The organism is Arthrobacter sp. AG258 (assembly GCF_004364695.1).
Taxonomy (GTDB): Bacteria; Actinomycetota; Actinomycetes; order Actinomycetales; family Micrococcaceae; genus Arthrobacter.
Map to the genome: position 1 here is coordinate 134,255 of NZ_SOBI01000002.1, position 20,683 is coordinate 154,937.

27 protein-coding genes are annotated in these 20,683 nt (G+C 64.8%); 9 read left to right on the forward strand and 18 right to left on the reverse strand.

Annotated features, from left to right (window positions below):
* Positions 1–10: 10 nt before the first annotated feature.
* The 12 genes from DFO47_RS03915 to DFO47_RS03955 form a co-directional block, all read right to left on the reverse strand.
* Positions 11–412 carry a hypothetical protein gene (locus DFO47_RS03915; protein ID WP_133830781.1) on the reverse strand — a complete coding sequence of 134 codons (402 nt, stop codon included), beginning with the start codon at positions 410–412 and terminating at the stop codon, positions 11–13.
* 39 nt (positions 413–451) lie between these two features.
* Entirely contained in the window at positions 452–589 is a 138-nt protein-coding gene (locus tag DFO47_RS21070; protein WP_156783993.1) for a hypothetical protein, read from the reverse strand.
* Between the two features lie 218 nt (positions 590–807).
* Entirely contained in the window at positions 808–1,038 is a 231-nt protein-coding gene (locus DFO47_RS03920) for a hypothetical protein (protein WP_056387625.1), read from the reverse strand.
* Positions 1,035–1,298, reverse strand: a complete 264-nt coding sequence (locus DFO47_RS03925) for a hypothetical protein (RefSeq protein ID WP_133830782.1) — start codon at positions 1,296–1,298, stop codon at positions 1,035–1,037. Before DFO47_RS03925 ends, DFO47_RS03920 begins: the two co-directional genes overlap by 4 nt.
* A gap of 175 nt (positions 1,299–1,473) precedes the next feature.
* The gene (locus DFO47_RS03930) at positions 1,474–1,794 is read right to left on the reverse strand and encodes a hypothetical protein (RefSeq protein ID WP_133830783.1); all 321 of its coding nucleotides are present in this window, start codon (positions 1,792–1,794) and stop codon (positions 1,474–1,476) included.
* A gap of 22 nt (positions 1,795–1,816) precedes the next feature.
* Positions 1,817–1,966, reverse strand: a complete 150-nt coding sequence (locus DFO47_RS21075; RefSeq protein WP_166651671.1) for a single-stranded DNA-binding protein — start codon at positions 1,964–1,966, stop codon at positions 1,817–1,819.
* A 232-nt stretch (positions 1,967–2,198) separates the two neighbouring features.
* Entirely contained in the window at positions 2,199–2,462 is a 264-nt protein-coding gene (locus tag DFO47_RS03935; RefSeq protein WP_133830784.1) for a hypothetical protein, read from the reverse strand.
* Positions 2,463–2,481: 19 nt separating this feature from the next.
* Positions 2,482–2,721, reverse strand: a complete 240-nt coding sequence (locus DFO47_RS03940) for a hypothetical protein (protein WP_133830785.1) — start codon at positions 2,719–2,721, stop codon at positions 2,482–2,484.
* Positions 2,721–3,068, reverse strand: a complete 348-nt coding sequence (locus tag DFO47_RS03945; protein ID WP_133830786.1) for a hypothetical protein — start codon at positions 3,066–3,068, stop codon at positions 2,721–2,723. The genes DFO47_RS03940 and DFO47_RS03945 overlap by 1 nt, the downstream gene beginning before the upstream one ends.
* 173 nt (positions 3,069–3,241) lie before the next feature.
* A complete protein-coding gene (locus DFO47_RS03950) occupies positions 3,242–3,529 on the reverse strand; it encodes a hypothetical protein (protein ID WP_133830787.1) in 288 nt (95 codons plus the stop codon).
* A gap of 86 nt (positions 3,530–3,615) precedes the next feature.
* A complete protein-coding gene (locus DFO47_RS21080; protein ID WP_166651672.1) occupies positions 3,616–3,783 on the reverse strand; it encodes a hypothetical protein in 168 nt (55 codons plus the stop codon).
* Between the two features lie 216 nt (positions 3,784–3,999).
* On the reverse strand, positions 4,000–4,650 hold the full coding sequence (locus DFO47_RS03955; RefSeq protein ID WP_133830788.1) for a hypothetical protein: 651 nt from the start codon (positions 4,648–4,650) through the stop codon (positions 4,000–4,002).
* Between the two features lie 325 nt (positions 4,651–4,975).
* Between DFO47_RS03955 and DFO47_RS03960 the strand changes: the two genes are divergently transcribed.
* Positions 4,976–5,818, forward strand: coding sequence for a hypothetical protein (locus tag DFO47_RS03960; protein ID WP_208294364.1), 843 nt, complete (start codon positions 4,976–4,978; stop codon positions 5,816–5,818).
* A gap of 187 nt (positions 5,819–6,005) precedes the next feature.
* Here the strand turns inward: DFO47_RS03960 and DFO47_RS03965 are convergent, their stop codons facing one another.
* From DFO47_RS03965 to DFO47_RS21085, 3 genes are all read right to left on the reverse strand, one after another.
* Complete coding sequence (locus DFO47_RS03965) at positions 6,006–6,443, reverse strand: hypothetical protein (RefSeq protein WP_133830789.1); 438 nt, start codon at positions 6,441–6,443, stop codon at positions 6,006–6,008.
* Positions 6,444–6,549: 106 nt separating this feature from the next.
* Positions 6,550–7,050: a hypothetical protein gene (locus DFO47_RS03970; protein WP_133830790.1), complete on the reverse strand. Its 501-nt coding sequence runs from the start codon at positions 7,048–7,050 to the stop codon at positions 6,550–6,552.
* Between the two features lie 431 nt (positions 7,051–7,481).
* Positions 7,482–7,625 (reverse strand): hypothetical protein, encoded by a 144-nt coding sequence (locus DFO47_RS21085; RefSeq protein ID WP_156400145.1) that lies wholly within the window; start codon positions 7,623–7,625, stop codon positions 7,482–7,484.
* Between the two features lie 151 nt (positions 7,626–7,776).
* Here DFO47_RS21085 and DFO47_RS03975 point away from each other — a divergent pair, with 151 nt between their 5' ends.
* A complete protein-coding gene (locus DFO47_RS03975) occupies positions 7,777–8,250 on the forward strand; it encodes a hypothetical protein (protein ID WP_133830791.1) in 474 nt (157 codons plus the stop codon).
* Positions 8,251–8,359: 109 nt separating this feature from the next.
* On the forward strand, positions 8,360–8,650 hold the full coding sequence (locus tag DFO47_RS03980; protein WP_056387658.1) for a hypothetical protein: 291 nt from the start codon (positions 8,360–8,362) through the stop codon (positions 8,648–8,650).
* 70 nt (positions 8,651–8,720) lie between these two features.
* Here DFO47_RS03980 and DFO47_RS03985 read toward each other — a convergent pair whose 3' ends face one another.
* Positions 8,721–10,025, reverse strand: coding sequence for a Y-family DNA polymerase (locus DFO47_RS03985; protein ID WP_133830792.1), 1,305 nt, complete (start codon positions 10,023–10,025; stop codon positions 8,721–8,723).
* Between the two features lie 15 nt (positions 10,026–10,040).
* Positions 10,041–10,496 carry a translesion error-prone DNA polymerase V autoproteolytic subunit gene (gene umuD / locus DFO47_RS03990; RefSeq protein WP_133830793.1) on the reverse strand — a complete coding sequence of 152 codons (456 nt, stop codon included), beginning with the start codon at positions 10,494–10,496 and terminating at the stop codon, positions 10,041–10,043.
* A 402-nt stretch (positions 10,497–10,898) separates the two neighbouring features.
* Here umuD and DFO47_RS03995 point away from each other — a divergent pair, with 402 nt between their 5' ends.
* The 3 genes from DFO47_RS03995 (at position 10,899) to DFO47_RS04005 (ending at position 13,894) form a co-directional block, all read left to right on the forward strand.
* Positions 10,899–11,309: a hypothetical protein gene (locus DFO47_RS03995; RefSeq protein WP_208294365.1), complete on the forward strand. Its 411-nt coding sequence runs from the start codon at positions 10,899–10,901 to the stop codon at positions 11,307–11,309.
* Positions 11,306–12,343: a hypothetical protein gene (locus DFO47_RS04000; RefSeq protein WP_208294366.1), complete on the forward strand. Its 1,038-nt coding sequence runs from the start codon at positions 11,306–11,308 to the stop codon at positions 12,341–12,343. The genes DFO47_RS03995 and DFO47_RS04000 overlap by 4 nt, the downstream gene beginning before the upstream one ends.
* A 120-nt stretch (positions 12,344–12,463) precedes the next feature.
* Positions 12,464–13,894 (forward strand): hypothetical protein, encoded by a 1,431-nt coding sequence (locus tag DFO47_RS04005; protein WP_133830794.1) that lies wholly within the window; start codon positions 12,464–12,466, stop codon positions 13,892–13,894.
* Positions 13,895–14,052: 158 nt separating this feature from the next.
* On the opposite strand, the gene DFO47_RS04010 is transcribed toward DFO47_RS04005, so the two are convergent.
* Positions 14,053–14,544, reverse strand: coding sequence for a hypothetical protein (locus DFO47_RS04010; protein ID WP_056387674.1), 492 nt, complete (start codon positions 14,542–14,544; stop codon positions 14,053–14,055).
* A gap of 238 nt (positions 14,545–14,782) precedes the next feature.
* On the opposite strand from DFO47_RS04010, the gene DFO47_RS04015 reads away from it, so the two are divergent.
* From DFO47_RS04015 to DFO47_RS04025, 3 genes are all read left to right on the forward strand, one after another.
* The gene (locus DFO47_RS04015; protein WP_208294367.1) at positions 14,783–17,203 is read left to right on the forward strand and encodes a type IA DNA topoisomerase; all 2,421 of its coding nucleotides are present in this window, start codon (positions 14,783–14,785) and stop codon (positions 17,201–17,203) included.
* Positions 17,204–17,456: 253 nt separating this feature from the next.
* Positions 17,457–18,356, forward strand: a complete 900-nt coding sequence (locus tag DFO47_RS04020) for a hypothetical protein (RefSeq protein ID WP_133830795.1) — start codon at positions 17,457–17,459, stop codon at positions 18,354–18,356.
* A 41-nt stretch (positions 18,357–18,397) separates the two neighbouring features.
* On the forward strand, positions 18,398–20,683 hold the full coding sequence (locus DFO47_RS04025; protein ID WP_133830796.1) for a hypothetical protein: 2,286 nt from the start codon (positions 18,398–18,400) through the stop codon (positions 20,681–20,683).

A 20,683-nucleotide genomic window follows, 5' to 3' on the forward strand; every position in this document is an offset into this window, starting at 1 on the left:
CGTTCGCCACTCACTTCCAGGTCGGTGCCCGCAGGGAGTCCGGAGCCGTGCAGCCGTCGCACGGCCTGGCCGCTGGCGCGAGGTGGTGCTCGACGAGATGGGACAGGAACCGGACTCCGACCTCGACGTCCGTCGTGAACGACTCGTCATCGGCCGTGCCGACGATCTGCGCGGAGGCGACCGTCGAGTCGATGTCCAGGTCGATGACCAGCTGCAGGGCGAGGCCCGGCGCGGGGCCGATCAGCTCGACGAGCACCTGGTAGTCCGGCTCGCACGAGTGCGAGACCCAGCCGACGTGGCGCTCGAGCTCGTCGGCGTCGTCGGCGGCGTTCAGCTCCTGGAAGACCGCTGCGACGGCGGACAGGAAGCCGGTGAGGGTGTGGTCGTGGTTGCGGTGATGACGGTGCTGCACGGAGGTCGACATGGCCCCTCCTCGGTCGATGGGTGGTGATCAGCGGATCTCGGAGTAGCCGCACTCCGGGCAGGTGTGGGTGCAGGCGCAACCGCGCCGGCCGGCCCGTTCGCGGGCCGTGGCGGGGGCGTCGGACTCCATCGGCGCGCCATCGTTGGGGCAGCTGAGACCAGACATGGCGGACCTCCAGTGAAGTGTGGCAGGACGGGGACGTTGTCCTTCGTCGTCAGATCCGGATCGGCTGTGCCGATCCCCTCCACACAGGCCACGAACGAAACCTGAACGAAAAGACAGCGCCCCGCCACGCCGCTGCTGCCGGGAGGGCAGGGCAGGGCGCGCGGGGCGCTGGTGGGGCCGGAGCCACGGAGGGATCGAACCGCTCTGCACGGAAGCTCTCAGCGCCGGATCCCGACGGCGGCCTTGCACCGCTTGGTGAGGACCAGGAACTGGAAGAAGGCGACGGCAGCCGACTCACCGAGGAAGTAGTGCACTTCTTCGATCGTCATCCCACTGGGGTCGAAGTCGACGATCCGGGGATACGTCTCGGCGAGGATCCGCGCCGCCGCGGGAAGCCCGGCAGCCGGCTGGACCTCGGCGGCGGGCTCGAGCTGCTGGACCAGGCTCATTCCGGGTCCTCCAGGTCCATCCGCCCGGTGACGGTGCGGAAGCGCTCCACGGGGCGGGTGCCGCCGTGATCGGCGACGAAGACCTGGCTGGCGTGAAGGCGCAGCTTCTGGATGACGGCGGTGACGACGTCGTCGACCATGGCCTCGACATCCGGTCCGGGGTGGTCCGTGATCACCGAGCCGACGACGGCGGTGAGCCCTGCGTGCAGGGCCTGGTCGTGATCGGTGGCCTCGACGGTCGCGTCGGCGACGATCTGCATGGCGGAACTCCTTCTCTTGGCTGATGACGTTGGGGGCAGGGCAGGACGGCGGCCAGCGAAAGCAGATCCCCGTCCGAGCAGCCCGAGGCTCCTCGGACGGGGACTGTCGGCGTGCGTGAGCCGCCTATTCGGTTGTTATTCAGTTGTGGGTTGTGCTGGGTGCGGGGCGCGCTTCTCAGGAGAAGGGCAGCTCCTCGCTGTGGACGGCGCTGGCGACGGCCGGCTGCGGTGCGGCAGCGGCTGCGACGGGAGCCGGAGCCGGCTGGGTCTGCAGGGCCTGGTTCTGCGCCTCGGCGGCAGCGACGCGCTCGTTCACGCGGGCCTGGGTCACCGAGCGGGGCTCGAGGAACGTGATGTCCTCGACGACTGCCTTGAGTTCGAAGACCTCGACACCGTTCTTGGTGTAGCGGTCCTGGCGCAGCTTGAGGTTCACGGCCACGAGGTCACCCTTGTGGATGCTCGCGAACGGGCCGATGCCGTTGGTGGTCGCGCGCACGAAAGCCTCGACCGGCACAGCGTCAGCGCCGCCGGTTGCCCTGGCTGTCGGTGTAGTTGTGGTCGGCCATCAGGGTGAACGCGACCTTCTTGGAGCCGTCCTGGTTGTTGAAGACGACCGGGTCCTTGGTCAGGCGGCCGATGACGGTGGCGGAGTTGCGGGGGTTCGACATGAGTGTTTCTCCTCGTTGTGCACGAAACGCGCGGGCAGTGTCCCTGCTCCGCGCGCGATGGTGAGTTGAAGTGTTCGGTTGTCTCTCAGACCCCCATCCGGATCAGCTGTGCTGATCAGACGATGATCTTTCGAATGAAGACTCGGATCAGCTGTGCTGATCGAGCGCTCCTCAGTGCTCCTTCCGGATCAACTGCGTTGATCCCAGATGCCCTTGCATCACGGGTCCCGCATCAGCTGCGCTGATCGAACCCGGTACGCCCGGCCCCAGGCCAGCCCGGTGCTGCTCCCAGATCCCAGAGTTCGGCCTCGATCTGATCGGCCGCGGCCACGTCTCCGCTCTCGCAGGCCCGCCGGTAGTCCTCCTCCAGGTACGCGATCTGCCCGTCCCGGTTCGGGAACCGTCGCCGGAACAGCAACCAGCCCAGCCACGCGAGGCAGATCATGAAGGCAAGAGTGGTGATGAGGACTCCGGTGCTCTCGATGATGTTGTCCATGGCGTTTCTCCTGTCTGCTTCAGATCCGCAGCCGCCGGCGGACCAGGTCCATGAGCGTCGGGTCGGGTGTATGTCCCTGGGCCTGCTGCAGCTGCAGCCAGGCGAGGACGTTCTGCGTGTCCTGGGCCTCGAGCTGGCGGCGCTCGACCTCCAGCTGTTCCTCGCCGAGGGCGAGCATCCGCCCCTGGAGCTGTTCGATCTTCTCGAGGTGGCCGGTGTTCACTTTCAGGACGCTCAGCGCATGGGTGTCCGCGGCCATCAGAGCGTCACCTCGACCTCGTGGGCGGTGGAGGCGAACGGGCCGACGGTCACGGAGCGCATAATGCGGACGAGCCCCGCATCCTGCAGGCGCTCGGCCAGGCCAGCGTGTTCCGACCAGTCCTTGATGAACACCCGCCCCGGGCCGGCTACGAGGCCATATGCCTCGAGGTTCACCGAGATGCGCTCGGGGGCCTCGTCGGTCAGGAGTATGAGGCTGCGCTGGGCGTCGGCGTGCTGAAGGGTGCCCGTGAGCTCGATGACGCCGAAGTCGACGGCGACGCTGTGCCTGATGACGGGCGGTGCGATGGTCTGGTCCATGGTTCTTCTCGCTTTCGATGCCTGCACGGGCAGGTGAATGGTTGTTGACCCCGGGCCGCCGTGGCTTCGTTGCCGGGCTGCGGCAGGAACGGTGTGTCCGGCGCTTCTCGCGACGGCCCGGGGCTGTTCGTGGTGCGGCGGTGGGCCGCATGAAGTCTTGACCCAGCCCCGCAGGAGGCCAGGGGCCGGAAGGGGTCTCTTTAGATTCCCCGGCGGGCCCAGTCGTAGACCTCGGCGGGACCGCGACGGGACCTCGCGGAGCCCTGGCCCTGCCCCTGGATGAGACGAAGGGTCGGGCGGGCGGTGGGTATAGGAATGGGAACGAGTGAGCTGTTTGCCTCCTCGGCCTGCGGCTGCTGTGCTGCCACCTTGTCTGTATGTCTGCGCCGGAGCGCAGCCTCGGCCTCGGCGTAGAGGCAGATGAGCCCGAGCACAAAGACGGCGAGGAGCACGATGAGGGCCCAGCTCTGCAGTGGTGTCATGGGCATGAGCGGGACGCTCCTTCACTGGTCGATGGTTCAGTCGATGAGTCCCCCGGCGCAGCTGCGCTGCGTCGCTGTATCCCTGCCCCGGGTCAGGAGGCCCGGCGGGCAACGGTGTGCCCACAGGCGAGGTACGCGATGTCGTAGAGCGGGGCCGGGCCCCAGGCGGCCTTCCAGTCCGCGGGCAGCGGCAGCGGCTCCGTCATGCGCAGGACGACGTCCTGCGGCATGCCAGGGATGCCGCCCTCGACGTCGGGCACCGGATCGTCCCCGGGGGTGCAGCCGCCGCACCACTCCTGTTCGGGCAGGAGCGCAGCGGCGGCCTGCAGTTGGATCTGCTGTGCGATGGCGTCCGACGGCGGTGCGTCGTCGATGACGTCATGGAGGGGCGGGCGATCGTCATGATGGAGTCCTTCGGTCTGTGTGCGGTCAGTGGGATGAGCGGGATGGCAGCCACCCGCGCCAGGGCCGCCGGCTCAGCCCACGGCGAGCTGCGTGGCCCGCGACCAGCTGCCCATCCGGAACCGGATGGTGGCTGCCGGCGGGACATGGGTCCGGCAGATGCCGTCGGTGCCGCCGGTGCGCCAGGCCTCGTAGGCGAGCACGGCGATGGAGCCGGTCTTGATCCAGCACTCGCGCAGGGCGTCGAGGATCATCTCCTCGGTCCACTTCGTGGTCACGCCCTGGAAGTGCAGCGGCTGCTCGGTGGTGTTCAGGCCGGCTCTCTCCAGGGCTGCATTCCAGGAGCCGAACCGGCGCTCCAGCAGCGGCGCGGATGGTTCGTCGTCGTGTCTGCGGCGGATGTAGTCGTTGCGCGGGAGGCTGTCCCGGTCCGCAGCGCAGCGCAGGAGCGCGTCGACCATCTGCTGTTCGGTGTAGGTCTGGACAGACCCTTGGAAGGTTCGGGCCGGCTCTGCGGGGTCGAATGCCGTGCAGGCGTAGCCGTTTCCGGCCAGCGCGTGGGAAATTGTGTGCTCCGAAATCCAGTGATCGTCCGTGTGCGGATCGGGGTTCTCGCACTGGACGCCGCCGCTCTCGTGGTGCTGGCACGGCAGGTGCTCCTGCACCTGCGGGTCCGCGATCTGGCAGCGCGGCATCAGGTCCGTCGGCACAGTCGTCCGGGTCATTGGCAGTCCCTCTCTCGGGTCGGCGTCGTCCGGGCGCGGCATGCCGTCCCGACCCGGCCCACCCAGGGACCGGGTGACGCGCTCGGGACGCGTCGAGCACCCGTCCGGATCAACTCCGTTGATCCCTCCCAGCCCAGCTGCCCCCTGGCGATACCAGGCATCGCCAGGGCCTGGCGCAGACCTTCTGTCAGCCGTCTTTTGTGTCGCTCTTCGCGCATCATCCGATAGACCATTCGATTGGTCTATCGGATAAGATGTACTGGAAGACCAGTCGGATGCGGGCTCTGTGCCATCCGGCGCAGACATCGACCCGACAGGAGAGGCCATGGCGATGAAGACCCCGATGACGAGGAAGGCGGCATTGTCCGCCGCCGCACTGGCGGTGCTGGGCAGCCTGCTCGCCGGATGCTCCGCCGGCTCAGAGACGGCGCAGCCGTCGCCGAGCCCGAGCACCAGCGCGGCGAAGGTGACGAGCGAGGACCTCGGCAAGGCGCTGGACCGGCTCGTGTTCCAGGGCACCGGGGCCAAGAGCACCGACGGCGGCGCGTGCCTGGTCCGCGCCGCCCAAGACAAGAAGCTCTCGGACGCCGCGCAGGCCTACATCGTGGGCAAGGGCAGCGACGACATCGCCGCGGTGGCAAATGGCCTGCGCGAGGTCAGCGCGATGGACGCCGCGATCATGCTCTCCCCTGAGCTGGGCGACAAGTTCGACGTTTGCGTCGACGCGGTGATCCCGCCGACCCCGGCCCCGGATGCCACGACCGGCAAGGACGGCAAGGACGGCAAGGATCAGGTCTACGTGCCGCCGAATCAGGGACAGGAGCTCCCCCAAGCCCGGCAGCCGGATCTCACGCCGAAGTTCCCGGTGCCCCAGGGCACGAGCATCAGCTCCTCCTCGCAGCTGACCGCGGGGCTCGTTTCGACGTTCTCCGCCTATGCGCTGAACGAGGATCAGAAGAAGACCTATGCAGCCTCGGGCGCTTGCCTGGCGGGCGTCGTCTTCCAGGCGGGGTTCTCGCAGGAGACGCTGCGCTTCCTCGCCGGCGGCGCACCAATAGGGGCCGGATCGATCTCGGACTTCCTGCCGAAGGACGAGGACAAGAAGATCTGGAAGTCGAAGGACTTCACCTCGGCACTCGTGGACTGCACGGCCAGCGCCAACGTCTGAGGCTCATCCATCGCGGCTTTTCGTCCTGCCGTTGATTGGCTTCTACCGATCAAAAAAGAAGAACCGGTGCATACTCGCACCGGTTCTTCTTTTCCTGGTCACAAAGCTGCCGAAGTCATAGCAAGACCCAGATGGCAGCATTCCAGAGCGGAGTCCGCGTCACAGCACTTCGATGGCGACGTCGGCACTAGAGCCGTTTTGGCTGCGCATTGCCGAGGTGCGCGCGCACCACGGCAATGTCCCTCGTCGGGTCGCGCCGGATCCGCTTCGACTTGACGATGAACGCGGACTTCTCGATCACAATGAGCTTCAATCCATGTTCGGGGATAAGAAGGCGCTTGCGTTCGTCGTAGAGGCGACGTTGCTCGCCGCGACCGACACCAGAGACGGTCTGCCGCCGATCGAAGAACGGTGACGGTTTCGAATGCTGCTCCTCCTGGAACTCGACTACGAGCTTAAGATCGGACCAAAAGCCGTCCACGGGTAGCTTGGTGCCGAGGGGTCGCAAAGGGGACGGGTCGCCGCGGAGCCAATCGAACGTCGCTTGGCGACAGCTGCTCATGCCGAGGACGCCGTCGCACAGGTCAAGCACGTAGTGCTCATCGGACGCAGTGCGGTCGACCATGCCGTGATTCTTGCAGAGTTCAGCCGAGAGGCCCATGCTTCATAGGTTCAAGAACAATGTTTGGTCCGCTCTGAGAGCTTAGGATCTCGGAACCAGGCTGATTCGGTCAGTGCCGCCGTCTGCCGGATACGGCCCGGTGCCAGTATTCCGCTTCTGCACTTGTCAGAATCTCGTAGATCTCCTCGACCACGAACTTGCCCAAATAAGGGCGTTCCTCGGCGCTCAAAGTTCCCAGAGACACCAGTGCAGCCGACAACAGCACATCGTCCTCAATCGAAGGCTCAACCCATTCCCGCACGCAATCGTCGGCGAGGTCCTCCCAGACATATGGCGAGGTTGCTATGGCCTCCCTGACCGCGGCGAGTCGCACCCTTACGTCTCCGCTGCGGGACCGCGTGTAGAGACGGATCTGGTATTCATCCGAGGCCGGGGGCACAAGTGGTGCCCCGCCGGCGACCGAATGCTGCGCAGCAATGACCTGGTAGCGGGCCCGGGCAGGGTGTCGGTCATGGAGGTCCTGGCGTATTTCCCTGATGCGGTGCCCGGGGCGCAATGTTGCAATTCCAGGGATGCGGTTGTCCCGCCTATTCGCGTTGTGTGGTGCCATGACCTGTCCCGACAAGCGGCCAATAGGTGTCCCCCTCCCTCATGATAGGCCCGGTTCGGACGGAGGTTGAAGGCCACCGGATCGAGGCGGCTGGGCATACCGGAACGAGCTTGATCGTCCCTGCGGTTTTCCACATACGTCAGGACTCCCCTATCGGCAGTCGGCAACCGATGCTGCACTGGAGGCATGCTCAGCTACGAAGACATCATTCTGCTCGGCGAGGAACGGGTCCTGGTCATCCAGGAACACAAAGAGGGCCGTTGCTGGTGTGGCCAGACCTGGCAATGACCAACCTTGACGGGCGCTGTCTTGGTTGTATGGCTGGTGCTTCCTGATTCCGGACTGCTTGCTTCAGGCCGGACCAGGACCTTGCTGGGAAGGGGCCAGGTGAATTCAGCAGGGTATCCGGGCGGAGGAGCATACTGAAACGGTTACACCTCACGGTCCGGAACGCGAATGATGATCATCCGGGATCCTTCCGGGATTTTGGCCTTCGCCGCGGCCAGGGTGGTGCCATAGTCGGGGCCTGTCGCGCTGACGCGCATCATTTCGCCCTGGGCATCTTCAATGGTCAATTCAACCTCCATAGCTCTGAGCATAGAGCCCTGCCCGGCCGTCCTCTGTCCGTTGGAGAAGAGAAAGCTGTCAAGTAACAGCATGCGCAGTGAGTAGCCTGCCTAAGACCGGAGCGAGACTGGGATTGCCGGTAAAGGCTAGACTGCCTGAGTGCCCGGTCATGATCAAGAAGGCCCGTTCGATCGGGCGCAGCCGCTCAATCCATCACGTCTTCAGCAGCCCAAGGACAAGTCAGTCCAGTCTGAGCCCATTGAAGTGCCCAACCCTGAGGCCGCCGGAGCCTGCGAGCAGGATATGAGCCAGGGCCCGACCCGCTGGCAGCGGATCAAGGATCATCCGGCTTTCAAGACAGGTCTCGCCGTTGGCGCTCTTGCGGCTGCTGGCGCGGTCACGTTGTTGACACTGAGGTCGCCCGAAGCATTCAAGCAGGTCAGCGCGGCGGTCTGGGAGAAAATCCCTGAGTTCACGGAGGCGGCTTTCGAGGGCATCGGCGAGGAGGCCAGCAGAAAGTCTCCGACCGAGCATAATGTCAGCGGGCACCAGCGCGTGCAGCACTACGGTCCCGGCGGCACCGAGACAAAGTTCGTCCAGGTATCGCCTTACTCGCGTGGAGGTAGTACCTAACAGGCGCATGCGATACTGACCGTGTCGAAAATTGCGGTTGTGCTTGTCGTCAGCGGTTTATGTCATATCAGAAACGGCTTCGGCGGGACGTATTGGGACGGTAGGGCCTTTGGGTATCTTTGATTTCCTTGCGAAGAAGGAAAAAAGCTGGGACGAGATCGATGTCTACGAGGGTGAAACGCCCCCGTGCCCCAACTGTGGGACGCCCCTGGTGAAAAAGTTTGTTTACTCCGAGATGTACTGCCTTGAGTGTCGCTACGGTCTAGATGACGATGACGATGACGATGACGACAGCGAGGCGCTGAGTGTTTACGATGCAGCTCAGATCTGGGCCTCACACGGTAAGGATGAGGATTACATGTTCGGGTATTCCTCGGAGGAACTCGAAGCCGCGCTTTAATGTGGCAGGTCGCTGCTCGAGTTTGCTGCCGGCGCGGGTGCTGTTGAGGTCCTGCGCTTCCCTTACCCCGCTATGCCACAGCGACCGGCAGCTCGTCCCAGTGGGTCGTGCAGCGCTTCGAGAGCATGGCGCGCTTCATCTCCCACGCCGGCGGGGTCTTCATGCCACCCAGGCCCACACCCACTGCCTGCGCGCCGAGCTTTCTCGTGATTTCGTCAAGTACCTTCCCTACTCCCCGATCTTCGAATTCGGATTGGAACACAGGTAGGAACTGAACGCCGTCACTCGCGCGCAGTCCCGTGAGTACAACTCCTGCACGGGCGTAGCGGATACCGGCGGTCGGAAACAGATCAGGCAGGATCACACTGGCAGCTTTCGTAAGCGCGATCGGGTCATCGGTCGGCATGGCCAGCGGAACAGCCCGGTGGGCTGAATGCGGGACGGTTCCTTCGTCGGCCCAGCCGGTCGAAGCCCACACCGAGAGCACGCCGGCGACGGACCCCTGGGCCCGAAGACGGGCTGAGACCCGCTGGGCGTAGATCGACAGAACCTGATGCATCTCGTCAGGGTCCGTAAGCTTGCGCGAGAAGCTCCTGGAATAGATCAGCTGGTCCTTGGCAGCCGGCGGCTGGGTCTCCAGCCCGATACATTTTTGCCCGCGCAGCTCCAGGATGGTTCTTTCCATGACGACGGAGAACCGTTTGCGGAGCCATTTGGCATCAGCGTCACGCAGTTCTCTGGCCGTGTGGATGCCGAGCGCAGCCAGGCGCTTGCCGTTACGCCCGGCGACGCCCCAGAGGTCAGTCACATGGAGGGAGTCAAGGATCCGGTCAAGCTGCTCCTCCGAAAACCGCCGGAGATCGAGAACTCCATTGAACGCGGGGTTTTTCTTGATGCCGAGAGCCGCTACCTTGGCGAGGGTCTTCGTGGGACCGATCGCGACGCGGACAGGAATTCCGGTCAGCTGGAGGACAGTCCGTCGGATCTCCTGTCCCCGTGATTCGAGTTCTTCAGGAGCGCCCCGCAGCTTCAGCCAGCTTTCGTCGATCGAATACACTTCCTGCCACGCACTGAAGCGGCCCAGAATGGTGGCAACCCGTGCACTCAGCGAGCCATAGAGCTCATAGTTCGATGACCTGGCTTCGACGCCCTTGGCCTGGCACCAGCCGCGGATCTTGAACCACGGCTTGCCCATGATGTCAGGATCGAGCTCCTTCACCAGCGGGCACGCGGCAACCACACAGCCGTCATTGTTCGAGAGGACAAGGGTCGGCCGGTCATGCAGCGTGGGGTCGAAGACGCGCTCCGCGTTGGCGTAAAAGGAGACGCAGTCTACGAGAGCGATTTGATCGGATGCTGGGGTGAGAGTCGTCATTGCCACGGCTGGAGACTATAGGCGGGGTCTGACACCACGTTTGGTTTTCGCAGGAGACAGAATCCATGTGACCACGCCCCAGACTGACATCTCGGTGTGTTCGTGGAGAACGACGTCCGCATAGTCAAGGTTCTCTGCCACGAGAACGGTACGTCCCTGGATGACGTCCAGCCGCTTGACGGTGTATTCGCCGTCAACGACGGCGATCACGATCTTGCCCGGAACGGGATCGATCCCCCGGTCCACGAGCAGCAGGTCGCCGTCATTGATTCCGGCTCCGGTCATGGAATGGCCGGCTGCACGCCAGACAAATGTACATGTTGGGTCCCGGACCAGGTGCTGGACAAGATCAAGGTCCCCGGACCAATATCCCTCTGCAGGGCTGGGGAAGCCGCAGGCGACGGCTTCCGGCGCGAACGGGAGTATCAGCGGCTCGTCGAGCGCCAACGGTTCTGGCTGCGAGGCCTGCATGTCCACTTCCTTTTCGAACATATGTTCGATGGAATCGTACGCCCGGGCGGGAACGGCACGCAACGTGGAGCAACTGCCGGGCGGACCGGACAGGCCTGGGCTCTGGGACTGCGGGCAGGAATAAAGGCCCCGGTGCGCTTCATGCGCGTCGGGGCCTTCTCTTTTTCGCACGAACGGGAGGTGCGAACCAACGTTCAGCGGCCCCGGCCTTGGGGTCGAGGAACCGAGGCCGCCTGGGACACGCGATCAGGCGCTGACCGGGTGACGCAGATGACTCCACCTCTCTGCCCGACCTCTCCGCAAAGGTCTGTCACAAGTCATTGCCCAATCATTCGTGACAGACAATCGAATGACGTTAGAATGGACTCGTACATCAGTCGAATATGACAGGAGAGGCCAGACATGACCGTCGTCGACGAGCCGAAGGCTGCGCCTCCCGCTGCGCGGGCTGCGACCAGGTCCGGTGGACCGAGCATCGACCAGAACGGCAGCGACCGCAGGGAGCGGGTCTTTACCCGCCTGTCCTCGGACGAGAAGCAGCGGGCGGAGTACTGGGCGCAGCGGCGCGGCTACCCCTCCGCCAACGAGTACTACGCCGAGGCGATCGCCGAGAAGATCCGGCGCGAGAATCTCGACTTCGACATCCCTGATCTGCTCACCGCGCGTATCAACCAGGTCGTCGACGAGCTCAAGGCGCTTTCGACGAACAACGCCAACCTCGAGCGGGTCGTGACCATGGGCTTCGATTCCCTGCTCGGGCTGACCAGGGGCGACAACTATCTGCTGGACGAGGAGAACGGGGAGCTGACGTGAGCCAGGGGCTGAACGAGATCATGCCGTCCACCGACGAGCTGATGGACGTCGACACGTCCTTCCTCGATGCGTACCGGACCGGCGGGAGCGAGGGCCTGAAGCGGGCCCAGGAAGGGGCACAGCCGGCGGAGCCGGAGCAGGACACGCCGGAGAAGGATGAGGCCCCGCAGCAGAGCGCCGAGAACCTTGACCGGGACACCGGTGCCGGCCAGCGTGGAGGCTCGGGAGCAGGCAGCGCCACTCCCCCGGCCCAGAGCGACGCCGTCGCCGTGGACAAAGCAGCGATGCCGCAGGTGCACGACGACGCAGACGCCGAAGCACACCCCGCGGCCCTCCCGGTGTCGCCGCCGGAAGATGCCAACCTCCTCCCGCCCGTCCCGCTCCAGCACACCGACCATCAGGAGGCCGTGCAGTCTGCGGCGGCCAGGGGCGGCTCCGGCGGAGGGGACGAGGGCAGCGAGTCGTTGCCACAGAGCGGCTTCCGGCTCGACGGCGTGAAGAGCCAGCCTGCCGTCCGGGCCCTGCCCGAGGCAATCGTCGGCGCGCTGCGGGAGCAGCTGCGCTCAGCGGCCGTCCGTGAGCTCGGTGTCGGCGACACGGCAGCCCGCGAGTTCGCCGAGCGGTTGAGCCAGGCAAGCCTGGTCACGGCCTTTCTGCTGGCCCAGCTCGACCTTGGACTGGCGACTGATGCTGCCACCCGGCGCGCGGCGCAGCTGTTCCGCTCCCGTGATCCGCTGCTGGGCAGCATCGCGGCGCGCATGGAATCCCTGGAGCGGAGGGGCCGTGAGCAGACCCAGGGCCTGGCCGCGCTGCACGGGCAGCTGGGTGAGGTAAAGGAGACCAGCGCGGCGATCGAGCAGGCACTCGCGTACTCGATCGCGGACCGCACGAGCAACTTCCTGCGCGGCTCGCACAATGTCCACGAGGCTCCGATCACGCACAAGGACGCGGTCTTCGTCCGGGACCGGGTGCGGGAGGCGACGAAGAAGCAGGCGAAGCTCGAGCGCGAGCGGGAAGGGCGGCCGATCCGATGAGCGCCGTGACGCACTGGAATACAGCGAACGGTCCTGGGGTGCGTCTCCGCGAACCGTAAAAAGGGTGGCTTGTGACGGGACAATTTGTCGAATCGGTGAACTTTGCCCGACGATCAGGGCATGGAAACTGCTGCCGGGTCCGATCCGAACTTCAGCCGCGTCGGAGCAATCGCGCTCGACACAAACATCTTCGCCGAAGCGCCCGGCATGGAAACACTGAGGTCTCTTTGTTCCCGCGCTGATAAGCACGGGCGCATTGAAATCTGGGTAACGGACACCGTTATCTGGGAATGGGGCCAGCACCTACACGGCCACCACGTATCACTCCGGGCTGCGACAAAGAAGCTTCACAGTGCCGGGTTTTCGGTGGAGGTCCCGGATGAAAAGACAGCCAAAGACATCGCGCTGGACCTGAGCGGGGTCATCACATCCTTGGGGTCCAGCATCCGTGTCCTCAGTACCGCAGATTTTGCCCATGAAGCTCTTCGTGACCAGATCCTGCTGGAAGGACCGGCCAAACGAAAGAGTGAGGTAAAAACCGGCGCAGCCGACAGTGCTCACCTCCGGGCGTACATCCATGAGGGGCGAAGCCGGGACCTGGAGTATGTAGTTGTCTCGGCAGATAAGGACACCCGCACCGCCTATCAGCAGTGGCTCGGGACCGAAGGTCCCCACATCTTCAGCGATCTCAGGAGGGCCACCGAAAAGATATTTGGTTCAGTTCCAAGTGATGCCGACGGGCTCAGCTTGGCTCTGCGGCTTGCCTACGAGGGCAATGTTCTGTTGCGGGACGTCACGATCAGCGAAGGGAATATGGGTGACTGGGAGGATCTGGTACCCGACGATATTTCCTCCCTTTCGTTCGACGTCGATGCCGCCTCGGCCAAACTCGTCGGACTCAACCACACCAAGCAGGACGCCACTGCATTGACGTTCACGGCCTTCTATCTTGCGGAGGTGAGGATCGCAGGTCTTCTGGAATCTCCGTGGAGCCGTGGAAGCACCAGGACGCGGGAAGCAACTGTTCCAAGGGCCCTTCTGCGAGCGGATATTTCCCTGCCCGCGGGGTCCACGTCAGCTGAGGATGCGCTGGTGACAAATTGCTATGTCGATGCAGGTGGAAGTGGCTGGAGGGAGCAAAGTGACGCGCTGGACAACGTCATGGATGCTCTTACTCTGGTCCCGGGGATCACCGTCGAACTTGATGGTCTGGCGTCTTGGCCGGAACAGAGGAGGAGTCAATCCTCCAATCTGCTGGTAGACGTTGCCGGGGTCCCCTTGGATCTCACCCTTTACGGCAGTTACTTCGGCAACTGGGAGTTGACGGCTTCGTATGGCGAGCGGAAGGTCATGCTGAAATGCGACGACCTTGGGGTTGGCTTTACCGATCCGGAAGGCGACGGCATCCCCGAGTACTACGACATCACTGCATTCGGCAGCGAAGCGTGGTCAGGGAACGCGGAGTTCGCAATCAATGAAATGCTGTTTGAGGCCCGACGCGCAGAGTTGACAGGCAGTGCCAACGATACTGAAGAAGAATCGCCGCAGTGAATGCGGCTCTCCGGCGCGTCGGAATGGCGAAACCGGCCGTCCCGTGAACCTGGGCCGCTGACCTGCGCCCCTCTGTAGTCGAAACGATCAGCCCGTTGCCATCAGGCAACGGGCTGATTTTCATTCCAGAGGCTGCAAGGAGGCCCACGGCCTGGCCGCTACGACCGGACGGTGAGCCGGCCTTCCTTCATGTCGTCGCGCAGCTGCGACAGCATGTACCAGTGCGCGCCTTTGGGCTTGAGGGAGATGTAGTGCTCGTGCTGCTTGCCATCCTGCTCCCAATCCAGGACCATCTCCGGACGGCGCAGCAGGCCCTGGTATTCGTCGACGTCGGCCCGGATTTCCACGCGCACACGTTCGTCCGCAGGCGGCACCAGCAGCACCGCGACGTCGCCCTCGTAGCTCAGTGAGACCTCCTGGGCGAGGAGCCGCCGTACGTCGGCCGTGCAAATCTCTCCGCGGGCGACGTCGAAGACGTTCTTGCCGTGCGTGGCGCTCTCCCAGGCGTCGATGCACTCGATCAGCATCGAGCACCCCTGGGCGATACGGATGATGTCCGCCTCGTCCGGCGGCCAGCTGCCTTCCTGCATCTCGATGAGCATGCTGCTGAAGTCCTGTGGTGTGCGCAGGAAAGCGTGGTCGAGGGCCATGGGATTCGTGCTCCTGGGTCGGGCGTGAGCGGGTGGCGACTCTATAGACGTTACCTCGATCCGGGGTCGTCGTGAATGATCCAGGCCCTCTCTGACCGGCGTGCCGGCGCGGGCCCTCGCCGCTCCCACTCGACTCGCTGGGCGACTCGCTCTGACTCGCCATTCGACTCGTTCTGTCGATAGACTTGTGACTGATTTATGAGTCGACTGGTTTATGAGTCACCGACGAAAGGGAGTCATGATGGTTGTCGGGATCCTCACCGAGAAGCCGAGCGCGGCGCGGCACTTCGCTGCAGCCCTCGGCGGCATGAACGGCACGTACAACGGGGAGCAGTTCGTCATCGCCCACGCCCGGGGGCACCTGTACGAGTTCGTCGATCCGCACCGGATGGTGGCGGATCCGGACGTGGCCGGGAAGTACCGGACCTGGGACCTGGGCAACCTGCCCTGGGACCCTCAGCAGCTGGACTGGAGCCTGGAGGTGATCAAGAACGCGAGCTCTGTCGCCGCGGACGTGAAGCGGACCCTGTGCAAGTGCGACGAGATCGTGATCGCCACCGACGTCGACCCCACGGGCGAGGGCGGCATGATCGCGGTCAATGCCTTCCTCGAGTTGGGGCTGAAGCCGGGCAAGTGGTCGCGCATGTACTTCACTGATGAGGCTCCGGCCTCGCTGCAGAAGGCCTTCGCCGCGCGCAAGGTCATTCCGTCACTCCTGGACTTCGACGAGTACCGCAAGGCGCGCTACCGCTCACAGTTCGACCTGCTCTCGATGCAGTTCACCCGCATCGCCACGAACATGGCCCGCCAGTCCGGGCAGGACACGGTGCTGCGCCAGGGCCGGTTGAAGTCGGCGATGGTCAAGCTCGTCGGCGACCAGCTGAAGGCGTACAACGACTACGTCAAGAAGCCGTTCTTCCAGAACCGGTTCCGTGACGAGAACGACGTGATGTACACGAACCCGGAGGAGCCGCGGTTCGACCAGAAGGACCAGGTGACGAACCAGTACGGCCCCTCCCCCGTCGTGCTCGACGGCAAGGCGACGAAGCAGACCGCGCCACCGAAGCTGCTGGACCTGGCCGCACTGTCCTCGCTCCTGGTGGGCAAGGGGATCAAGGCCCAGCTCGTGCTTTCGACCTACCAGTCCATGTACGAGGCCCAGGCCGTCAGCTACCCGCGCACTGCCGACGTGACGATCACGCCCGAGCAGTTCGACGAGCTCGCGCCCCTGGTGGACAAGATTGCCGGGGTCGTGGGTGTGGACGTGAAGCTCCTGACGCACCGCCAGCCGCGCAAGACGCACGTCAAGCCCCAGGGCGCGCACGGTGCGAACCGGCCGGGCCCGAAGGTGCCCGCTTCACTGGACGAGGTCGAGCAGCGCTTCGGCAAGGCCGGCCGCCTGATCTACGAGACGCTGGGCAAGAACTACCTGGCGATGATCGCCGAGGACTACGTCTACGAGCAGCAGAAGGGCCACGTCAAGGACTATCCGGACTTCGTGGGCATCGCCAACGTGCCCATGTCGGCAGGCTGGAAGGCGGTGTTCGATCCGGACGCCGGCGACGACACCGCCGAGGGCGACGAGAACGAGTCGGCCAAGGGCCTGGGCACCAACGCTGAGCCCTTCGTCTTCGAGGGTGCGAACAAGCGCCCCGAGCACCCGAGCATGAAGTGGCTGATGAAGCAGCTGGAGAAGCGCGACGTGGGCACGGGTGCCACCCGGACCTCGACGTACTCCGAGGTGACCTCGACGAAGACGAAGTACCCGCTGCTGCTGGAGAAGGGCCGCAAGCTCACCCTCGCCGAGGCCGGGGACATGAGCTGGCGGCTGCTTCCGGGCACCCGGATCGGCGACCTGGCGCTGACCGAGAAGGTCTATGCCGATATGAAGGAGATTGCCGCAGGCACCGGCCCGAGCGCAGAGGAGCGCCTCGCGGTCGTGGCCGACTGGGTGCGCGAGGACATCGCGACCATGCAGAAGAACGCCGCGACGATGCGCTCCGCACTGGGGCTCAAGGAGGAGGCCGTCACCCGGAAGGAGCGGGCGCAGGGCACCTGGGCCAAGACGGGCAAGGATGTGGTGTTCGCGCGTGAGTGGGGCGGCCACCGCTTCACCGACGACGAGGTCGCCCGGCTGCTGGCCGGGGAGACGATCGAGTTTTCGGCGAAGAGCACCACGGGCAAGGCCTATGAGGTCTTCGGCGAGCTTGGCGAGGGCACCTTCAAGGGCCGGAAGTTCGTCGGGTTCCAGAAGCTCGGCTTCGGCCGCCGCGACGCCAGCGGCAACGCTCTGCCGCCGGCGTCCTGGTGCCACTACACCTTTACGCCCGAGGAGATCGACCTCCTCATGGCTGGCGAGGGCGTCGAGTCCAGCGACTTCGTCTCAAAGAAGGGCAACCGCTTCCAGTGCAAGGTCTTCTTCCGCGAGGAGAAGAAGGGTGAGGGTAAGAAGATCGTGCCTGACTTCGAGGCCTCCCTGGACTCCCCGCCGAAGAGCTGGTGCGGGGTTGCCTTCACCGACGATCAGCTCGCGGCACTGGCCGCGGGCAAGACGATCAAGGGTACGGGCTTCACCTCGAGCAAGGGAAAGAAGTTCGACGCGACCTTGGCCTGGAAGGACGAGGGCGGCAAGAGGAAGCTCGTCCCCTCCTTCGGCTGAGGTTGCGCAGACTCGTTCCTGAATGATTATTCGGAGGTCAGTCCGATAGACTGTCCGTCCACGTACATCAGCACGCCACGGCACCGCCCGACGGCATCGGATCGCACGTCCGAGTCCGTTGGGCGGTGCCATTCTTGCGTCAGTCACGCTCGATTCGATAGGTCTATCTAAGGTAGAGTAGTCATGTATCCCTCGTCTATGAGGGCATTCGGACAGGCACAGACAAATCAGTGGTGGCAGCAGGGAGAGATTCATGGCGAAGATGTCGTACAAGGTGCCGACGAGCCTCAACAGGTCGTTCCTCGACCACGAGATCACGCTCAGCAAGGGCGGCTGGGCGGCGAAGCCCTCCCCCATCAAGCAGCTGTTCTTCTTCGGCGGGGGCGCGCTGGCGCTGCTGTGGGCGGTGACGCAGACCTTCGTGGCGAGCTCGGGTCCGGTGTTCATCACGCTCTTCGTCATCTGGGGCCTGGCACTGATCGTCTACTTCGGCGGCATGACCAAGACCAAGGAGCTGCGGGCGATGAACGTGCCCGCCCTGCTGGCGTACGCCCCGTCCCGGGCACGCAACGTCTTCACCCGCCGCAGCTCGGACCCGAGCGACTTCTACTCGATCGTCGGCATCGACGGCATCGAGGAGGACGGCCGGATCCACTTCTCCGACGGCGGTGAGGGGCAGGTCTACCTGGTCGTGGGCTCAGCGTCGTACCTGCTCTTCGACGAGGACCGCATCGGCATCCTGGACCGGGTCGACGCCTTCTGGCGCAAGATCGACACGAACTGCGAGTGGTCCTTCGTCACCACGAAGGAGCCGCAGCGGATTTACCACCAGGTGGCCTCGCTCGAGCACCGCAACCACGCCCTCGAGGTCCGCGACCCTGACCTGATCGAGCTGCAGAACGAGCAGTATGACATCCTCACGCAGCACGTCGGTGGCAAGTTCACCTCGATCCACCAGTACCTGCTGCTCAAGGGCAAGAGCGCTGACGCTCTGCGCCGGGCGCACATGGTGCTGCAGTCCGAGGTCGAGGGGTCCGCGCTGATGATCAAGGAGGCTACGGTCCTCGACCGCGAGGAGACCGAGCCCATGCTGCGGGTCTTCTACCAGGGCATCGAGGACGACCTGCACTCTCTCAAGGCCTCACTGAACTGACCGGGCCGAGCTGGACGAACAAAGGAAGGACGAAGGGTGACATGGCGCTGATGACGAAGGCCCGCGCGCAGCTGGGCATTCCGGGGAAGAAGCCCCGGGGCGGGGACGCGACGGCCGTGCCGGGCGTGGATGAACTGGAGGCCGCTCTCGACGGCGATCCCGCCACGGACGGGACGGCGGAGCCGTCCGAGGTGACCGCGCCGGCGGTCGCCGCTGAGCCGGCCGAGGTGGCCGAGCCGAAGAAGAACTGGTGGCAGCGCCGCCAGGAGATGAAGAAGCTGGAGGGGCGGTTCGACTCGTATCCGCACCTGCTGGCGCTCAAGCCTCGGGAGAAGTACGTCTTCCGCTCCGACTACTTCGAGGTCGACGGTTCCGTGGCGTGCGTGCTCGCGTTCTTCCACGACGACGCCGCGCACGACAACTTCGCCGCGTTCTGGGGCATCGACCGGATCCCGGACGGGCTCGACGAGCGCGTCACCGCGGTCGTCCTGGAGCAGGTGCGCCGGATGGACGAGAAGTGGGTGGATTCGTTCACCAAGCAGTCGGAGAAGCTCGACCGCCTTGACGCGAACGAGCAGGAGGAGACCGGCACGACCTCCTCCAAGCGCAAGGCCGCCAAGATCTCCTCCGACCTTGAGGTCACCATCGGCGAGATCCAGGACGGCGCGAGCTACCTGTCGGTGCACAACCGCCTGTTTCTCAAGGCTCCGGACCTGGAGACGCTGGACGACTCGGTCGACCGCGTCACGCGGCTGTACATCGACCGCTTCGGCACGCTGAAGGCTGCGGCGTACGCCGGCGAGCAGCGCCAGGAACTCTCGGGCCTGTTCAAGAACAACGAGAAGAAGCGCGGCAAGGGCTTCCACTTCACCTCGACCGAGCTCGCGGGTTCGTACTCGCTGGTGACTAACGGCCTGAACGACCGGGGCGGCGAGTACGTCGGCTACATGGTCGGCGACGTCAACAACTCGGCCGTACTCATGGACGTGAACCGGTACGAGCACCACGTTGTCGTGGCAGACGCGACCCTGAGCGAGTACCTGGACCGCCAGCGTGTGTCGAACATGTGGTGCTCGAAGATCTCGCAGGCCTGCATGCTCGGCAACCGCTCGGTGGTCCACCTCGTGCTGGACGGGGCGGACCTGGACAAGCTCGGCCCGAACTTCGAGCGGCTGACCTCGCGCGTGGACCTGAACCGCGGTGACGTCAACCCCTTCGAGCTGTTCGGCGACGAGGACGACGAACTGACGGTCTTCGCCGCGCAGATGGAGAAGCTCAAGCTGATGTTTGAGCAGCTCTACGAGACCACGGACGGGGCAATCGGCTCGATCATCCGCTCCGCGCTGGAGGACACGGCGACCGACTTCTACGTCGAGCAGGGCATGTGGCGGCACAACGCCAAGGACCAGCGGCACCGCCTGCGCGTGGTCAACATCCCGCACCAGCAGGTGCCGCGGCTGCAGATGTTCGTCTCGTACCTCGACACCGCGCACAAAGCCCTGCTGAACTCAAGCAAGACCGACCCCGACCAGCTGCGCGCGTACAACGTGCTGCGCGGCATCGCGAACACGATGCTCAGCACGAACGGCGACCTGTTCAACAACCACACGGCATCGGCCGTGGACGGGGTCCGGGATGCCCGGCGCGTGGTCTACGACTTCTCGCGGCTGATGCGCCGCGGCAAGGGCGTGGCCATGGCCCAGCTGGTCAACATCGTCGGCTTCGCCGTCGGCAAGCTCGGGCTCGGGGACACCGTGGTGATCCACGGCACCGAGCAGATTGACGACCGCGTCAAGAAGTACCTGCGCGACCAGTTCGACCACATGCACGAGCGCGGCGGCCGCGTGGTCTACAGCTACAACGACGTCGACAAGATGCTCGCGGACTCGGACTTCAACAAGTTCGACGCCGCGGACTACACGCTCTTCGGGCCGATGCGCGACCGCACGGTGGCGGAGTACCAGAAGCAGCTGCACCAGCAGATCCCGCCGGACCTCGCCCAGCTCATCACGACCAAGGGCGAGAACCTTACCTACCTTCGCCGGGACGTGTCGAACGTGGTCTTCCACCTCGACCTCGCGCTGGGGATCAACCCCTTCCGCGAGGCCCAGCGCAGGCAGGTTCGCCTGGAGGCCGCCAAGGCCGACGAGGCGGCCCGGATGGACCAGCTGATGAAGGACAAGCCGGCACCCGGCGCGAAGCTCACCAGCGCCCGCCAGGGCGTCGAGTCCGAGGAGGACCGCTCTGAGGACCAGGTGGGGCGGGCCGACCGCAGGAAGGCCATGAAGAAGGCCGGGACCGCCCCGCGGAAGCTGGGCAAGTCATGA

Bases quoted from the DNA above. Each gene is read 5' to 3' on its own strand.
- DFO47_RS21070 (WP_156783993.1), bottom strand. From the start codon at position 589: ATGTCTGGTCTCAGCTGCCCCAACGATGGCGCGCCGATGGAGTCCGAC.
- DFO47_RS03920 (WP_056387625.1), bottom strand. From the start codon at position 1,038: ATGAGCCTGGTCCAGCAGCTCGAGCCCGCCGCCGAGGTCCAGCCGGCT.
- DFO47_RS03925 (WP_133830782.1), bottom strand. From the start codon at position 1,298: ATGCAGATCGTCGCCGACGCGACCGTCGAGGCCACCGATCACGACCAG.
- DFO47_RS21075 (WP_166651671.1), bottom strand. From the start codon at position 1,966: ATGTCGAACCCCCGCAACTCCGCCACCGTCATCGGCCGCCTGACCAAG.
- DFO47_RS03935 (WP_133830784.1), bottom strand. From the start codon at position 2,462: ATGGACAACATCATCGAGAGCACCGGAGTCCTCATCACCACTCTTGCC.
- DFO47_RS03940 (WP_133830785.1), bottom strand. From the start codon at position 2,721: ATGGCCGCGGACACCCATGCGCTGAGCGTCCTGAAAGTGAACACCGGC.
- DFO47_RS03950 (WP_133830787.1), bottom strand. From the start codon at position 3,529: ATGCCCATGACACCACTGCAGAGCTGGGCCCTCATCGTGCTCCTCGCC.
- DFO47_RS03955 (WP_133830788.1), bottom strand. From the start codon at position 4,650: ATGACCCGGACGACTGTGCCGACGGACCTGATGCCGCGCTGCCAGATC.
- DFO47_RS03960 (WP_208294364.1), top strand. From the start codon at position 4,976: ATGGCGATGAAGACCCCGATGACGAGGAAGGCGGCATTGTCCGCCGCC.
- DFO47_RS03965 (WP_133830789.1), bottom strand. From the start codon at position 6,443: ATGGTCGACCGCACTGCGTCCGATGAGCACTACGTGCTTGACCTGTGC.
- DFO47_RS03970 (WP_133830790.1), bottom strand. From the start codon at position 7,050: ATGGCACCACACAACGCGAATAGGCGGGACAACCGCATCCCTGGAATT.
- DFO47_RS03985 (WP_133830792.1), bottom strand. From the start codon at position 10,025: ATGACGACTCTCACCCCAGCATCCGATCAAATCGCTCTCGTAGACTGC.
- umuD (WP_133830793.1), bottom strand. From the start codon at position 10,496: ATGCAGGCCTCGCAGCCAGAACCGTTGGCGCTCGACGAGCCGCTGATA.
- DFO47_RS03995 (WP_208294365.1), top strand. From the start codon at position 10,899: ATGACCGTCGTCGACGAGCCGAAGGCTGCGCCTCCCGCTGCGCGGGCT.
- DFO47_RS04005 (WP_133830794.1), top strand. From the start codon at position 12,464: ATGGAAACTGCTGCCGGGTCCGATCCGAACTTCAGCCGCGTCGGAGCA.
- DFO47_RS04010 (WP_056387674.1), bottom strand. From the start codon at position 14,544: ATGGCCCTCGACCACGCTTTCCTGCGCACACCACAGGACTTCAGCAGC.
- DFO47_RS04015 (WP_208294367.1), top strand. From the start codon at position 14,783: ATGATGGTTGTCGGGATCCTCACCGAGAAGCCGAGCGCGGCGCGGCAC.
- DFO47_RS04020 (WP_133830795.1), top strand. From the start codon at position 17,457: ATGGCGAAGATGTCGTACAAGGTGCCGACGAGCCTCAACAGGTCGTTC.
- DFO47_RS04025 (WP_133830796.1), top strand. From the start codon at position 18,398: ATGGCGCTGATGACGAAGGCCCGCGCGCAGCTGGGCATTCCGGGGAAG.